Source organism: Clostridium sp. TF11-13AC (assembly GCF_003481065.1).
Lineage (GTDB): Bacteria > Bacillota > Clostridia > Lachnospirales > Lachnospiraceae > Otoolea > Otoolea fessa.
Map to the genome: position 1 here is coordinate 107927 of NZ_QUKJ01000002.1, position 16039 is coordinate 123965.

The 16039-nt window shown below is 49.2% G+C and carries 11 protein-coding genes; 7 read left to right on the forward strand and 4 right to left on the reverse strand.

All coding sequences use genetic code 11. The annotated features are described in order from the left end of the window. Positions 1 to 236 precede the first annotated feature (236 nt). The 5 genes from DXD12_RS15575 to DXD12_RS04765 all read left to right on the forward strand — a co-directional run bounded on the left by DXD12_RS15575 (position 237) and on the right by DXD12_RS04765 (position 6083). Positions 237 to 1535, forward strand: a complete 1299-nt coding sequence (locus tag DXD12_RS15575; RefSeq protein WP_279221039.1) for a DUF5688 family protein — start codon at positions 237 to 239, stop codon at positions 1533 to 1535. Between the two features lie 475 nt (positions 1536 to 2010). Beyond that, on the forward strand, positions 2011 to 2202 hold the full coding sequence (locus tag DXD12_RS15580) for a hypothetical protein (RefSeq protein ID WP_243105347.1): 192 nt from the start codon (positions 2011 to 2013) through the stop codon (positions 2200 to 2202). 509 nt (positions 2203 to 2711) lie between these two features. Beyond that, entirely contained in the window at positions 2712 to 4352 is a 1641-nt protein-coding gene (gene hcp / locus DXD12_RS04755) for a hydroxylamine reductase (RefSeq protein ID WP_118637586.1), read from the forward strand. 382 nt (positions 4353 to 4734) lie between these two features. Next, the gene (locus DXD12_RS04760; protein WP_118637588.1) at positions 4735 to 5220 is read left to right on the forward strand and encodes a YbaK/EbsC family protein; all 486 of its coding nucleotides are present in this window, start codon (positions 4735 to 4737) and stop codon (positions 5218 to 5220) included. Positions 5221 to 5246: 26 nt separating this feature from the next. Continuing rightward, positions 5247 to 6083 carry a Tim44-like domain-containing protein gene (locus tag DXD12_RS04765; protein WP_118293331.1) on the forward strand — a complete coding sequence of 279 codons (837 nt, stop codon included), beginning with the start codon at positions 5247 to 5249 and terminating at the stop codon, positions 6081 to 6083. 135 nt (positions 6084 to 6218) lie between these two features. Here the strand turns inward: DXD12_RS04765 and DXD12_RS04770 are convergent, their stop codons facing one another. Both DXD12_RS04770 and DXD12_RS04775 read right to left on the reverse strand, forming a co-directional pair. After that, positions 6219 to 7172: an alpha/beta hydrolase gene (locus tag DXD12_RS04770; RefSeq protein WP_118637590.1), complete on the reverse strand. Its 954-nt coding sequence runs from the start codon at positions 7170 to 7172 to the stop codon at positions 6219 to 6221. 66 nt (positions 7173 to 7238) lie between these two features. Next, the gene (locus DXD12_RS04775; RefSeq protein ID WP_118637592.1) at positions 7239 to 9047 is read right to left on the reverse strand and encodes a phosphatidylglycerol lysyltransferase domain-containing protein; all 1809 of its coding nucleotides are present in this window, start codon (positions 9045 to 9047) and stop codon (positions 7239 to 7241) included. 489 nt (positions 9048 to 9536) lie between these two features. Here DXD12_RS04775 and DXD12_RS04780 point away from each other — a divergent pair, with 489 nt between their 5' ends. Further along, entirely contained in the window at positions 9537 to 10727 is a 1191-nt protein-coding gene (locus tag DXD12_RS04780) for an iron-containing alcohol dehydrogenase (protein ID WP_022359140.1), read from the forward strand. A 188-nt stretch (positions 10728 to 10915) separates the two neighbouring features. On the opposite strand, the gene DXD12_RS04785 is transcribed toward DXD12_RS04780, so the two are convergent. Beyond that, positions 10916 to 12205 (reverse strand): RelA/SpoT domain-containing protein, encoded by a 1290-nt coding sequence (locus DXD12_RS04785; RefSeq protein ID WP_118637594.1) that lies wholly within the window; start codon positions 12203 to 12205, stop codon positions 10916 to 10918. 413 nt (positions 12206 to 12618) lie between these two features. Here DXD12_RS04785 and DXD12_RS04790 point away from each other — a divergent pair, with 413 nt between their 5' ends. Continuing rightward, a complete protein-coding gene (locus tag DXD12_RS04790; protein ID WP_118637596.1) occupies positions 12619 to 13602 on the forward strand; it encodes a 3'-5' exonuclease in 984 nt (327 codons plus the stop codon). A gap of 158 nt (positions 13603 to 13760) precedes the next feature. Here the strand turns inward: DXD12_RS04790 and DXD12_RS04795 are convergent, their stop codons facing one another. Beyond that, positions 13761 to 15977 carry a TIGR01906 family membrane protein gene (locus DXD12_RS04795; protein ID WP_118637598.1) on the reverse strand — a complete coding sequence of 739 codons (2217 nt, stop codon included), beginning with the start codon at positions 15975 to 15977 and terminating at the stop codon, positions 13761 to 13763. Positions 15978 to 16039: the final 62 nt, after the last annotated feature.

The following is a 16039-nucleotide window of genomic DNA, read 5'->3' on the forward strand; positions in this document are numbered from 1 at the left end:
TTTGGGACGCCAGCTAACAACGCCGAAAGCCTTTGTTTTCAAGGGTTTTCGGCTTTTCTTATTATTAAAATGCCTGAATTTGAAAATCGGGAAGCACGCACAAGAAAATATACTTTTTCGTGACAGAATAAAATCGAACTTTTGCCAGAAAACAAAAAATCTTGCTAATCATTAGCAGAAAAACGGCTGTTTTTGCTAATGAAAAATAGCTTCCTGCTAATTTGCCGAAAAGCCTTTTGGGAACTTTCCCTCACATTTCCGTAGAGCCTGCGGAGGTTACGAGGTTGCAGGGAATGTCTTATTCCGGGATTACGGTCAGACAGGAAGGTGCTCAGATGTCTATGACGGTCAATCTGGATTCGTTCTATCGGGACTATGAATCCGGTGCTGTTTATGAAGATGTTCTGCAAGGCATTACCGATTATGTGGTCACGCACATTTCACAGACACTGGAGTTTGATTTTGATGTGCTGAAAAGTTACGAAAGTATGCGACCGTATCTGACGGTTCAGATGGTTGAGAAGAACCGAAATGCAGAAAAGCTTGCAGAAATTCCTTATGAGATTGTTGAGGATATGGCGGTTGTGTATCGGTTTCAGGTGGGAGATTTACCGGATGGTACGGCTTCAATCCTGATAACAAATCCGATGCTGGAACATTACGGCATTACGCTGGGACAGCTTCATCAGGATGCAATGGAAATGGCACAGAAGAATGAGCCGTTGTCGATTAAAAACATGGACGAGATCATGTATGAAATGACAAATGGCTTTATGGGTTCGTTGGATGATGCCGATTCTCCAATGTATGTAGCCACCAATGCCAGTAAGGTAAATGGTGCTGCTGTGATGAATTATCCTGATTTTATGGAGCAGGCAACAGAAAAACTGCAAGGAAGTTTTTATATCCTGCCTTCGTCTATCCATGAGCTGATTATGATTCTGGATTCATTTGGGATGCGGTCGCAAAAGTGTTTGAACAGGCAGAATACTTTGAGTATTGTTCCCGAAAAGACAGGCTATGTTCACAGCGATTATCTGGAAGTGCTGGAAGCTGCGGAAAGCAACAGCAAACTGGATACGGCACTTCTGATGATGCTGATGAATCTGCTGATGGAAAATCAGAACCAGACACAGATGGGCAATGATAATGCAGCTCTGACACTGGACGGCAATCTGACTCTGGTTGACGATGTGGGTTCGTCTACGGGTGCGGGCAAGCAGTTCATTACGGCAGTCACCAAGAACGGCAACTATTTTTATATCATCATCGACCGTGATGAGGACGGGAACGAAAATGTCCACTTCTTGAACCAGGTGGACGAAGCCGATCTGCTCAATCTCATGGACGAGGAAGAAGCGGCACAGTACACCCAGCCTGAGCCTGAGGCGACTACAACTCCCGAACCGGAAGTCAAAGAAACAGAGCCGCAAGTGACCGAGCCTGTGACGGAAGAAAAGGCAAAAACGAATTTGCTGCCTGCGATTCTTGCTGTCATTGCACTTGCCGCTGGCGGTGGGTTCTTTGGTTATTAAAAGCTCAAAGAAAAGCAGAAAGAAAAAGAAGCGGCAAAGCCTGACCCGGATGCGGACTATGTGGATGATGACGATTTGGACTTCTCCGATGAGGAGGATAACGAGCCGGTGTAAGGCTTGTTGGTAATCTTCGGATTGCCTTTACATAGGAACTACTGGCTGCAAACAGTTTTGGAACGGAAAAATGTAAAAAAGTTGCAAAAATCCTTTCCAGAATGAGTATATTCCCTGTGGATGTGGGGAGTTTATCTCCGTCATACCTATTGAAATCTCCGTCATTTGGCGATAAAATGATGGAGACAAATCTGAAATGAGGGAGATTCCTATGAGAGATTTTGATTATATTACAAGTCCTGCGAAGTTACTGATACCTGAAATTGTTCAGATGGTTAGCGGCATCCACGAACATAAAGGCAAATAGGAATTATTTCTCGAAGTCAATGTAGATGAACTGAAAACACTCTTAGAAGTTGCTTTGATTCAGAGTACGGGAGCATCCAATCGAATCGAAGGTATTTTTACAAGCGATAAGCGTTTGGAAGAATTGGTAAGCCAACTAACAGATGACTTGCACAAAGTAGTCGGCTTTGAAACAGACTATGAATTTATTACAAAACGAAAAATGAAAGAAATTCAAAAACTAAGCAAACAGCCACCCGAAAAATAAGGAAAAACACATTTCTTAATTCTCATCAAAAAAAGACTATATTGTAAAACGAAAAAGCACCGCCGGAAAAGCTATATAGAATAAGCCTTTCTGCGGTGTTTGTCCAAATATTACTGTCAAAGACGGGATTATACCACAAATGCCGAGCTTTTCGAAGCTCGGCGTTTTATGTTGGATAAAAACACGAAGCTGCCGCACATTAGTGCGACAGCCCCGAAGTACTCTGGCTGGGTGGCTTAATGCCACTCAGGGGCAGGTACCAGAAACGATGGAAAACTTATAGGAACTTACACCCGGAAAGAGCTGAGGTTCATATTCTGGAAGATGAAGAGAAAAAAAGAAGTAGCCGCAACCTTAAGTACAGAAGGCCTAAAGCTGAGTGACAATGATTTTGGTATGCTGCAGGAGATTAAGAGCGGTAAACTTTTGGCTCTATCCCTATCAAGAATATAAATCACGCAAAATGCAGATTATATAAGACACGATAGATGCGATAGGAGGAGTGAACAATGGAACAGAAAATGTTTTGTTATCAATGTCAGGAAACGGCCGGATGCAAGGGCTGTACGGTGGTCGGTGTCTGCGGTAAGCAGCCGGATGTGGCGGCAATGCAGGATTTGCTCGTGTGGGTGACGAAGGGTATCAGCGCGGTGACGACACGGCTTCGCGAGGAGGGACGTGCGGTGGCAGATGAGGTCAACCATCTGGTTACCGAAAATCTGTTTACGACGATCACGAATGCCAATTTTGATAAGGCGGCGATTGAAAAAAGAATTGAAAAGACGCTGGAAATGAAGACGGCACTGTGGGAGCAGCTGGAACGTCGGGACAATCTGCCGGAGGCGGCTGGCTGGACAGGTGAACCGTCTGAATTTATAAAAAAAGCGTCGGAAGCGGGCGTTCTGATCGGGCAGAACGAGGATATTATTTCCCTTCGCAGCTTGATTACGTATGGCTTGAAAGGTTTGTCTGCCTATACCCGGCATGCGAACGTTCTGCTGCAGGAGGACCGGGAGGCGGATGCATTTTTACAGCGGGCGCTTGCGGCGACGCTGGATGACAGCCTGAGTGTGGATGATTTGATTCACCTGACGCTGGAAACTGGCGAATATGGTGTCCGGGGAATGGCGCTTTTGGATCGAGCAAACACAGAGACTTATGGAAATCCGGAGATTACTACGGTTGATATCGGTGTCGGAAGTAATCCGGGTATTCTGGTTTCGGGACACGATCTGCGCGATATGGAAATGCTTCTGGACCAGACGCAGGGAAGCGGCGTCGATGTATATACGCACTCGGAGATGCTTCCGGCGCAGTATTATCCGGCATTTAAGAAATATCCGAATTTTAAGGGTAATTACGGCAATGCGTGGTGGTGCCAGAGGGAGGAATTTGAGACGTTCAACGGACCGATCCTGATGACAACGAACTGCATCGTGCCGCCGAAGGACAGCTACAAGGATCGCCTCTACACAACCGGTGCGGCGGGATATCCGGGCTGCACATATATCAACGGTGGAATTGGAGGAAAGAAGGATTTTTCAGTGATCATCCAGCATGCGAAGCGCTGTGAGCCGCCGGTCGGGATTGAGCAAGGACAGATTGTCGGCGGCTTCGCCCATGCACAGGTGCTGGCACTGGCAGATAAGGTAGTGGATGCGGTCAAATCGGGAAAAATCCGAAAGTTTGTCGTCATGGCGGGGTGTGATGGGCGTGCTAAGAGCCGCACTTACTACACCGATTTTGCAAAGGCGCTGCCGGAGGACACGGTAATTCTGACGGCTGGCTGTGCGAAATACCGCTACAATAAGCTGAATCTGGGCGATATTGAAGGGATTCCGCGTGTCCTAGATGCGGGGCAGTGCAATGATTCATATTCCCTGGCGGTCATTGCGATGAAGCTGCAGGAGATTTTTGGGCTGGATGACATCAACGACCTGCCGATTATTTACAATATTGCCTGGTATGAGCAGAAGGCGGTCATCGTTCTTCTGGCGCTTCTCTCACTCGGTGTCAAGAATATCCATCTTGGGCCGACGCTTCCGGCATTTTTAAGTCCGAATGTGGTAAATGTATTGGTGGAAAAGTTTGGAATCGCGGGAATTGACAGCGTGGAGAGCGATATGGAATTATTTTTTGGAAAAAAATGATAAATACAGGACGGAACTGGATAAAAGGGAATCAAACAAAGTCGGAATTTGGAACTGAAATCTGGAGATAGATTTGCAAAAAATCTGTGTTGGTTTTACAAAAAGCGGTCGGAACGATCTTGAAAATGGCAGTTAGTGAAATAGGGGGCGGTTCTCTGGCAAATGCAGGGAACTGCCTTTTTCGTGTAATAGGAAATTCCTTGGAATTCCCTATTACACAAAAAGACACTAACGTGCCAATGATGTGCATTCTTTTTTATTTATAGAAATATTGATATGGAAAATGAAAGTGTGATATGATGGGAAAGATGAATGAGTTCTAAAATATAAAAGAAATTGATACGGCAGATCAATCGATAGAGGATACGGGAGGAAAACAACCATGTCACTGGAAAAAGCAGAAAATTACTTAAAGGAAGCCGGATTTTTGGATCATGTTATCGAGTTAAAAGAGTCCACAGCGACGGTTGCGCTGGCAGCGGAGGCATTAGGCGTGGAGCCGGGGATGATTGCGAAAACGATGTCCTTTTTGCAGGGAGAACAGCCGGTATTGATTTTGACAGAAGGTACTGCGAAAGTGGATAACCGGAAATATAAAGATACGTTTCACGTGAAAGCAAAGATGATCCCGTTTGAGCAGGTGGAGGAGGTTACCGGTCATGCGCCGGGTGGGGTCTGCCCGTTTGGTATCAAGAATGGAATCGAAGTGTATCTGGATGAGAGCCTGAAGCGTTTTGAGACGGTTTATCCGGCAGCGGGAGACGACCACAGCGCGGTACGTCTCACGATCCCGGAGTTGGAAGAAGTGTCTGGAGCGAAAGGCTGGGTGGATGTCTGCAGGGAGCCGGAGGATCAGCAGCACGAGTAGGTGTGGGAGATTTTAGGAGAATTCATATGAGAGATGTGAAAGCAACGGGGAGAAGCTGGGGAGAAAATGAAAACGGCGGAATCAGGGTGGGTTCCAGATTGGGAAAGAAAGGTCACTTGTGCCGGAAAACGTTCGTCCGTCTGCTTTGCCTGGCAGCAGCCATGATGGTTCTTGGATCTTTTACCGCCTTTGCCAGAGCGGGAGGTGCTTCCGGCGGCGGAGGCGGCGGAGGTGGCGGAGGTGGTTCTTCCCATCATCATACAAGCAGCAGCCGGGGACAAGGCGGACGGGCAGGTGCGTTTCAGGCGCTTTTGCTTACGGGAACCTTTGTGATTTTGGGAAGTGCCGGAACCATTACATACCTGCACCGGGCAAAAAAGAAACAGGCGGCAGCCCGTGAAAAATTGAAAGAATTTTCCATCGGAGAAGATCATTGGGATCGGAGTGAGATACAGGAGCGGGTGCGGGAATCATATTACCGGATTCAGGAATGCTGGCGGGATCGAGATCTGGAAAAAGGGCATCCTTACCTGAGCCAGAAGATGCAGCAGGAGTTTCAGACGAAATTTGAGTGGAGCAGGATGCGCCATGAGGTGTTTGTCATGGAAGGGATCCAGCTTCTGGATGCGATTTTGGTGGAAGCGGAGAATGAGGACGGCGACGACCGCGACTATATCTGGTATTTGATCCATGGAAAGATGATCGACTATGTGTATCACGAAGAAACCGGAGAACTTTTGAAGGGATCCCGGAAAATGGAAGATTTCTTCGAATATTGGAGGTTTGTTCTGGAAGATGGAAACTGGGTGCTGGATGAGATCTGCCAGAAGGAAGAAGTGGATAATGGGCGGAAGTTGTGCTGAGAGGTGCTTTGAGTTGAGTGCTCGAAACACGGCAGCTGCGGATGCTGTCCGGTAGAGATGTTTGAAGAGGAAAAGTATAGAACCTAAAAGTGAATGGAGCAAGGAAAGCGGAGCAGCAGGAAGAGTGAGGAGACTTTAGCTGCGGCGCAGAAATGCCAGAATTACGCGCAGATAAGGCGCCGGTGTACGGAATATGGAAGTATGCCGTCCCCCGGTCATTAAAAGAAGCCGACTGGTTGGAATCTGCCTTGCTAACCAGCGGGAGTGTGAGGGCTTAATGAGATCCCGGGTTCCGGCGATCAGCAGCACAGGAACGGAGATGGTTTGCAATTTCCGGGCACTTAAACGGGGCGAGTGAAGTAAAAGAGAAGTCAGATTTCGACGGCGGAGGACGCGGTGCGTCAGCCGGGTAAGAAAGTCAGGCTTCTTTTTTTGTTCTGCCGGAATCCGGGGGAAAATTGACCCGAAATGGCATTGCCTTTCTTTGTCGGCACAAACTGCGGATGTGGCGGAAACAGAGAAATTCTTCTGAAATGGCAGGGAAACTTTCGGGGTGGACAGTGCAGAGACCACAGAGGACCCGGAGGATGCAGAGGCAGAAGAGAAGCTGCATTTTAAAACAGGCAGCAGGAGATTCCCCAGGAGATTTAAAATGCTGTGCAGCATTTGGGCGGCAAGGTGCAGCGGCGTGAGCAGCCCGTCCGGTGAGGCGTTGGCGCTGATACAGATGAGCGTTTTCAGCCGCTCCGGGTATTTGCATGCGATCTCCAGCCCGATATTGGCACCATCGCTGAATCCCAGCAGGTGGACGGAGGAAAGATGTAAGTGGTTAAGCAGGGCGATAACGTCGTCTGCCATATCCTTTGTAGAGAACCCGTGGAGCGCTGTGTGGACAGACAGCCGGGAACGCCCATGTCCCCGGCTGTCCATCAGAATCACCTGAAAATCGGGCAGAAACGTGCGCAGAAATGGGTAAAAGACGGCAAGGGACTGGCTGTTTCCATGCAGGATGAGGAGCGGTGTGCCGCTGCCGTACTGTTCATAGTAGATTTCTGCGCCGGAGGTGGTGAGATAGCCGGAATGTTTCATCGTAAGAGCGCCTCTTTTCTGGTAAAAAAATGAACTTTACTGCATCCAGCATGATAAAAGCTGAGTTTAGTCTGCCTTTTTATCTGCATCTGTCTGCTTTCTTGTGTCGGGCTGCCTCGTGCTGGAAGAAGCAGCCCAACTTACCTGGCGAGATGGTTTACTCTGATGTGTCGGGGAAGTCCTCTTGTTTCTCAGCCGCTGCGCCCATCCTTTTACCAGATCCTCCGCTGCCTCGCGGATCTGATGCGGATTCTGAATCGTCACAAGGGCATAAAACATGTCTGGTGTTGGAATCTTCGGCAGGTAAATATAATAGGAAGGAACCCATTCGGTCGGGCTGTATTTTTCCTTGGCACGGTAGAGGTCGCGGAATCCATAACAGTCATTCAGGTGGTCGTAAGCGAAGCAGAGCAGCTTTTCGACCGGGTTAGAGCTGTCATTTTCCAGACCAGCGAGCGGGGCAACACCGAGGCTGCCGTACTCAATGCCCTCGTCTTTGAAAACCTGAAATGCGTCGTAAAGAATCGTCTCCATCACGCCGCTCGGTGCGCCGGTTCCGTGGCGGGTGACGTCCGCCATGTAGCCTCTTTTGCCGAGAAATGGGACAAACACGATGAATGCCACGATTTTTCCGTCGGCGTCGGTGGCGTAGAAATATCGCTTGTCCATCGGATTTTCCAGCCCGACAGTTCCCATAACGAAAGTCAGCATCGAACTCTTTTTCTGTTGCAGCCATTCGTTCGTGATGCGGTTCAGATCTGCCTCAATTTGTGCATCCCGCTGCTTCAGCGGGCAGTATTCATGGACGACGACCCCGGCCTTCCGGGCGTGGTTGATGTTCATCCGCATCTTGGCGCCTTTCTTGCCAGAGATTTCATAGTCCGCAAGGTGGAAACGGGCTTCCTCCCCGTTTTTGACCCATCCAAAGCCCTGCTTCTTATATTCTTCCAGAAAATGGTCAGTGACGCTGATAAAAAACAGGTTGTGAGCGCTGCGTTGGCAAAATTCTTTAAATTCTGCCAGGAGAACCGGAAAATCGCTGTCCGCGCAGATGGGATCGCCGTTGATGACGATGGTGCTGCCGACGACTCCGTAGGGGATGACGCCGTCCACCTTCTGACCGAAATATAGGAGCTTGTCATCCTCCAGCGTCAGGTAGGCGCTGGGATTCTGGCTGTACAGGTTGACAAGGGTGCGGGCATGCATCAAATCCGAAGCATGGCTGACTGGACGCAGCAGCCATGGGCGGACCGCATACAGAATGGAGGCGAGGATGCAGCCCCAGCTGAACCAGAATGTAACCAGTTCGACTACATGTGTTTCACGTGAAACATTGCTCGGATTTCCCATGCCGAAAATCATGGCAGTTCCCTGAATGAGACTATCCATCAGCGAGTCAAGTGAGGTTTCTCCCAGCGGTTTTACCGAAAAATGATAGCTGATACCGGCATTGACGATGATGCCTGCCAGTGCCAGCAGCAGAAACAGGAGAGAGCGTCCGAGGCTGCGCCGGTCAGACGGGCAGCAGAAGTCCTTCCGAAAACACAGGAGAAGCAGAAATAATACGGCTTCTGCCAGGTGAAACGGAAGATACAAAGGCGAAGAAAGTGCTGTCAGCCCGCGTAAAAAGCTTAAAAACAGCAGGAGAACAGCAATGTTCCAGGCGGCGCGCTTGCGTTTCCAAAGCTGGAAGGTCAGGATGAAGAGCACGACAGAAAAGGCACGCTGTACCATGTGCCCCATTTCCAGAAGGATACCGACGCGGTTTGCCAGTCCCAGCCCTGGCAGGAAGCTGAGAATAAAAAGTACAAGGGAAAGAACGCCAAGTGCGCCGATCAAGGTGTTTTCCAGTTGGATTCGTGAGTTCTGTTTCATATTATAATGTCCTCCGTGTCAGTCTTGTACAGATATAATCTGTAAGGTGCTATGAAACGGGCATAAGCGCACAGGCGGCTTATGCTTGCCCTTGTTATAGTACGGAAAAACAGGGATGTCAAGATAAGATTTTGCATGGAAATAGGAGTGGAGAAATTCCGTTACTGTTTACGGGTAGGCATTTTTGGAACCGAAAGTGCCGTAAGAAAACGTGGTGGAAGCAGGAATTCTTTATGATAGAGGCAAAGGCACAGGGGGATTATGCAGACAGAAAAGGAACGGTTCAAAATGGAGAAAAGAAGCAGTTTGTTGGATGATTGACAAGCGAAGAACGCAGTTTCTATGGAAATCAAAGTAATAAAATGTAAAATTTTTGAAAAATATACAAATATATCAAAAATAAATAGTTAAAACAGTTGAAATCCACCAGAACGCGTGTTATAATCTGGGTATAGGGTGGTTAAAAAATTAACAGGAGGTAGTATCAATATGGCTAGATTTACATTACCGAGGGATCTCTATCATGGAGAAGGATCTTTAGCGGAACTGAAAAATCTGAAAGGCAAAAAGGCAGTCGTTGTCGTTGGCGGTGGTTCCATGAAACGCTTCGGTTTCCTTCAGAAAGTAGAAGATTATCTGAAAGAAGCTGGCATGGAAGTGGCTCTGTTTGAGGGAGTAGAGCCAGATCCGAGCGTTGAGACTGTTATGAAGGGCGCAAAGCTTATGCAGGAATTTGGTCCGGACTGGATCGTAGCGATCGGCGGTGGTTCTCCAATTGATGCAGCGAAAGCGATGTGGGCATTCTACGAGTATCCAGATACCAAGTTTGAGGATCTGATCACTCCGTTCAATTTCCCGACACTGCGTACAAAAGCAAAATTCTGCGCGATTCCGTCTACTTCTGGTACAGCAACTGAGGTTACGGCATTCAGCGTTATTACCGATTATCATAAGGGTATCAAATATCCGTTAGCAGATTTCAATATCACACCAGATGTAGCGATCGTGGATCCGGAGCTGGCTGAGACCATGCCGCAGAAGCTGACCGCAAACACCGGTATGGATGCGATGACCCATGCGATCGAGGCGTATGTATCCACACTTCATTGTGATTACACCGACCCGCTGGCACTTCACGCAATCAAGATGATTCATACCTATCTGGTTAAATCTTACAATGGCGACAAAGAAGCGAGAGCACGTATGCACAACGCACAATGCCTGGCAGGTATGGCATTCTCCAATGCACTGCTTGGTATCGTCCATTCCATGGCACACAAGACAGGTGCTGCTTACTCCGGCGGACATATCGTTCACGGTGCAGCGAATGCGATGTATCTTCCGAAGGTTATTAAATTTAACTCCAAGGAACCAGAGGCAGCTTCCCGTTATGCAGATATCGCGAAGTTCATCGGTTTACAGGGAGACAGCGACGAGGCTCTGGTTGACGCTCTGATCGCCGAGATCAAAGAGATGAACAAGCAGTTAAATATCGCTCCGAGCATTAAGCTCTATGAGGGCGGAATCATTGATGAGAAAGAATTCAATGACAAACTGGCAACCGTAGCAGAGCTGGCAGTTGGCGATGCATGTACCGGTTCCAACCCGCGTTCGATCAATCCGGAGCAGATGGCGAAACTTCTGACCTGTTGCTTCTATGATACAGAGGTTGATTTCTAATTTAAGAAGCTTCTGAATTTGGAATGCAAAATTAGAATGTAAAACATCGTGTTTCGATGTTGGAAGCGGTTCTGAAAAGAATCAAATATGTAAAATAAAAAGCCATCCGGCTAAAAACTGGATGGCTTTTATCGTTGTTTTTTTGTTATCTGATGTTTTGCATTTTTGGTGATTGGCGCGTTTGTGTCCTATGTGTTTTCTGCGTGGCTGTTTTTCTCACCGTTTTCTCCGTCTGCCATTGCGTCATGCTGTCCGGTCAGCTGTGCCAGAAGTGCTTTCGCTTCCTCCGTACAGCGGAGAATCTGTGCCTGGTCCGGCAGCTCGATGTCGTGGATCAGGACATTCCGCAGCTTGCGGAGTTGGACAATCTGGTTGATCATTTCTTTGTCAAAGAGATCCATCCGCTTGAGCGTATTGATATTGAAGGCACCGCGGGAACGCGGCGAGGTGTGCCGTGCAGTCTTGTTGAGCAGGCGCTCTAATGGCACCCACTCCTCGAGGAACTGGTTGACTGCATGCAGGGTTTCCGGTGAGGCGGTCTCCGGTTCCGTCCGCAGCTCCTGGTAGCACTGGTAGCGCTTTTCATTGCCGGAGATAATCTGATCGATGATCTGCTGGGAAATGGTGCGCCGATCCTTTTCAAATTTGACAGACCGAAGAATCGGGGTAATATCTTTGAGACCGGTAAGCTGTAAACGCTGCAAAAGCCGGTAGAGCAGGGCAATATTTCCCATTCGAAGTTCGATGTCCTCGGTTTTGAGATGGCTGCTCAGGAAATTATAGAGATAGGACGCCAGCTCGTACTGGCTTCCAAACGCGGCATTGCGGCTGCGGAGCCGCTCATTTCCGGCTGCCTGTAGGCGTTCCAGCGCGATCTCACCGGCAAGGACCAGACCATTTAACTCATCTAAGATCGACAGCTCTTCCTCGGATAAAGTTCCCTGCATTGGCTTGTAAATCAGATCGTGTTCAACCTCAGACCAGGCGTGCATGATCAGGGACGCCACCTGGATCTCGATGCGCGCCGATCCGTATTTTTTCTGTGATTCATTCAAAATTTCATCGCGCATCCGCGCACGGTAATGGTTCGCCCAATAGCCGGAAAACCGTTTGTGGTAAGTCGGGGGTTTCGACTGTTCCGGGAATTGTTTAAATTCCAGGATGTTGAAAAGCTCCGAGATGATCGCATCTACCTTGCCGCGGTCACCGGGGAAATACAGGGAGACGCGTACACCGGACAGATCGGCAATGTCGTCGTAGATTTCCTCGATTGTCTGGTATGGTTCTTCACGTCTGGAATTGCGCCGCTGCACTTTTGTGCGGAGTCTGGCGGGATTCTTGGCACGAGAGGTCACGATCGCCCGGATACCGGCATTTTGCAGGGCGAGCTGGAGTTTCTCTGCCGCGAGCCGCCCTGCTGCGTCGTAGAACGTCCATTTCATCTTGTATGTATCGATAAATTGTTGTATTAAATCCATAAGAAGCCCCTCCCAAGGTGCATAATAAAGCTTAGAAGAAAGCATTCTGATAAAAGAAATGCTTCTTCGTTCTATCATGAAGTATAGCAAAGATGGAAGCACTCTGCCAGTGGTTCTATGTAAAAAATATGTTACTGTACACGCATACGTGTCCAGTAACGGAATTTGCCGTGGCTTCGCATTTAAATACGGCAAATTCCTGCTACCACCACGTTTTCTTACGGCACTTTCGGTTCCAAAAGTGCCTACCCGTGTATAGTAACAAAAAGATTACTGTCCCCACATGTGTGCCCGGTAACCTGATATGGACTTATACACAGATTTGTGGTAAAGTTATGGACAGTGACAACGTGAAGAAAGAAAAGTAAGAGGTAACGCGGAGAAAACGGAACCGTTACAAAGAGACGAGAATTATGGGACAGTTTATAGTATTGGATCTGGAATGGAACCAGAGTCCGGCGGGCAAGGAAGGCTCGATGAACCGGCTTCCATTTGAGATTATTGAGATAGGCGCGGTAAAATTAAATAAAAATCTTCAAATCATTTCGGAATTTCGCCGTCTGATCCGCCCGCGGGTGTATCGGCAGATGCATTATAAGATATCAGAAGTGACGCATATGTCGATCGAGCAGCTTGACACAGAAGGCGAGGATTTTGTGCGTGCGATGACCGAATTTTTAGAATGGTGCGGGGATGATTACCGGTTCTGTACGTGGGGCTCGATGGATCTGACCGAATTGCAGCGGAATATGGTATATCACGGGATGGAGCTGCAGTTTCCATCGCCGCTTCTCTATTATGATTTGCAGAAAATCTATGCCCTGATCCACGGCACCAAGCAAAAGGAGTCGTTAGATACCGTGGTAGAGGAATTGCACCTCACGGAAGACCGCCCGTTCCACCGGGCGCTGGATGATGCGTACTACACGGGGCGTGTCATGAGTGAGATGGACTTTTACAGCATGATGGAGTATGTTTCAGTGGATTATTACCAGCCGCCGCTGACGGAGGAGGAAGAGATCTACCTGGAATTTCCAGAATATGCGAAATTTGTGTCGCGTGAGCATGAGACGAAGGAAGAGATTTTGGAGGAACGGCGTGTGGCGGAGATGGTTTGTTACAAATGCCGCCGGACCTTGCGGAAAAAGATCCGCTGGTTTTCCTCAAACCAGAAATTTTACTTCTGTCTGGCGGTCTGCCCGGAGCACGGTTATATGAAGGGAAAGATCCGGATGAAGAAGTCGGAGGACGGCTCGTTCTTTGCTGTTAAGACGACGAAGCTGGTCGGTGAAGAGGGAGCGGCCTACGTGGAGCAGAAGAAGGAGGAAACGAAGAAGAAGCGCGCGGAACGCAACAAGGCGAAGAAGTCTGGAAAGGCGGCAGAAACAGCCGAGTAGGGTGAAGGCAGCCGGGCGGATGGAGCGTATGAAATAGGAATTAGAGAAAAGAAAAAATTCATAGAAAAGAGTTACTGGATATGGAAATGTTTCTCCTGCCTGTTTAGAGTAAGGTAAAAGAAGAGAATTTCCACATCTGGTAACTCTTTTTGTGTCAGTTATGGGATTTTATGCGATCGTTTCTTTCTTTTTTTCGCCAGCGCCGTTCGGCGGTCCTGCATCATCAGGTCGAAATCTGCTTCGGACATTCCGCTGTCGCGCAGACGTTCCGCGCGCCGTCTGCGGCGTTCTGCGAGGGCGTCCTCCTCCTGGCGGCGCTGCATCTGGAGAAAACGGATGCCGGCGGTGACCGCGCCGATCACGACAAGAATGGCGGTCAGTGCAGCGATGAATGCCGGTGGAACGCGGACGGAAATATGAAACAGCTGTCCAAAGGATTTACCGGTGGAACTATTTTCCTGATTAGCAGCCGATTCGGGCGGATTGGAGAGCGGCAAGGCCTCCGAGGAGCCGTTTGAAAGGGCAGTGTCGGAGCTGTCCTGCGCGGTAGCTGTTGCCGCCTGGGATACAAGCTTTTCGGGAATATCTGCCGCTGTCTGGCTGCTGTCGGTGAGGGTCAGATATGCCTGGCCAACCTTGTGATCGCCGAGCGAATAAGTGACACAGGCGATCGTGCCGTCCGGTGCGCCAGCCGGGATCTCATAGTCGAAGGAGGTCGTTGTCTCCGAGAAATCCGCTGTTTTTGGAAGTACCACGCGGCTATCTGGGTCGATGGACAGGGATTCGCCCCCGGCGGTAGATACATCTGCAATTTTCAAATCTTTTCCGATATTTGAAAAAGTTTGATCATAATCTGCAATTTTGACCGACTGGAAATTGTTAAATCCAAAGTCGAGCAGCCGGCTGGTATCCTCATACTGCGTGTTGTTGCTGTGCAGGATGACGGTAATCAGTGTCGTATCGCCCTGTCTGGCACCATTGACCAGTGTGTTGAGGGCGATGGAGGTATAACCGGTTTTGCCGCCGAGGACGTCCGGACGGTAGTACTGCGGCCAGTTCTTTTTGACCAGCTTATTGCCCGGGGAGATGCCCTGTCCCTCGGGATTTTTCTGGTTCGGCGGCAGTTTATAGTAGGTTGTCTCGACGATCTTGGCAAACGTAGGATTTTCAAATGCCGCCCGCGTGATGAGCGCCATGTCGTAGGCGCTGACATAGTGTTCCTCGTTATTCAAACCGCTCGGATTTGCAAAATGCGAATCCTGGCACCCAAGCTCGGCGGCTTTTTCATTCATCAAAACAGCAAATGCATCAGCGGAGCCAGCTACGTGCTCGGCGAGTGCGTTGGCAGCCTCATTGGCTGATTTTAAAAGCAGGGCGTAGAGGCAGTCCTTGACGCTGGCAGTATCGCCTGTATCGTATCCGGCGCTGCTGCTGTTGGATTCCACGTTGTAGACCGCGCTCTCGGAAAAGGTGACTGTCTCATCGAGGGAACAGTGCTCCAGAACGATGAGGGAGGTCAGAACCTTCGTGATACTGGCAGGAGAGTAGGTTTCATGGATATTTTTTCCATATAAAACGACTCCGGTGTTGGCGTCCATGACGATCCCGGCATCGGAGTCAATGGAAATGTCCGCTGGCCAGTCGGTGGAGGCAAGCGCCTGCATCGGGGCGGCGAGCAGGGACAGCAAAAGTGTACCAATTAAAAACAAGGACAACTTGCTGCCTGTGCTGCCAGCTATTTTCGTCTTCAAATCCGGAGCAGCCGGGTGGCTGGAACTACCTGGAGAGCTGACGCCTCCGGAATTTCCGGAATTTTCTGCCCCTGATTTGCCCCTGCGGTGTTCCCGCAGGATACATGCAAGGCAGAGAAGAAACAGGGCGCCGGTCATCAGGCAGAAGGTGATGCCGATCCGGGCGGCGGTGTCCATGAAAAATGGTTCCGGCACGATGTTGATCAGAAGATCGGTCCGCGGATCGAGCTGCCAGAGATCATTGGTAAAGAAGATTTTGTGGAAAATAATAAAATATTTCGTAAAATCAGTGGAAATGATCCCGGCAAGCAGGGCGGTCACGCCCAGAAATAAAACCGTCCCGGCGCAGAGCATCCGTGGCAGCAGGTGTTTTAACGGAACCTTGAAAAGTGCCAGCAGTGCAACCGATGCCGCTGCCAGAAACAGGCAGAGGCGGCGCAGCGCCAGTCCTCCGAGAAAGAGGTTACGGACATCCGCCATGTGCGCCTTCTCCCTGGCGTTGAAAAATTCGCGCGGCGTCCAGTAGGCGACGGCTTCCACCGAAGTGATCAGAAACACGATCATCAGACTGAAAGCACAGATAAGCCCCAGAAGCCAGCTTAAATATGTTTTTTTCTGTGTCATATAAAACCTTTCGCGGCTGTCAGGTTGTGGTACAGCTGCAGCCTTTCATTCTATGTGATAAA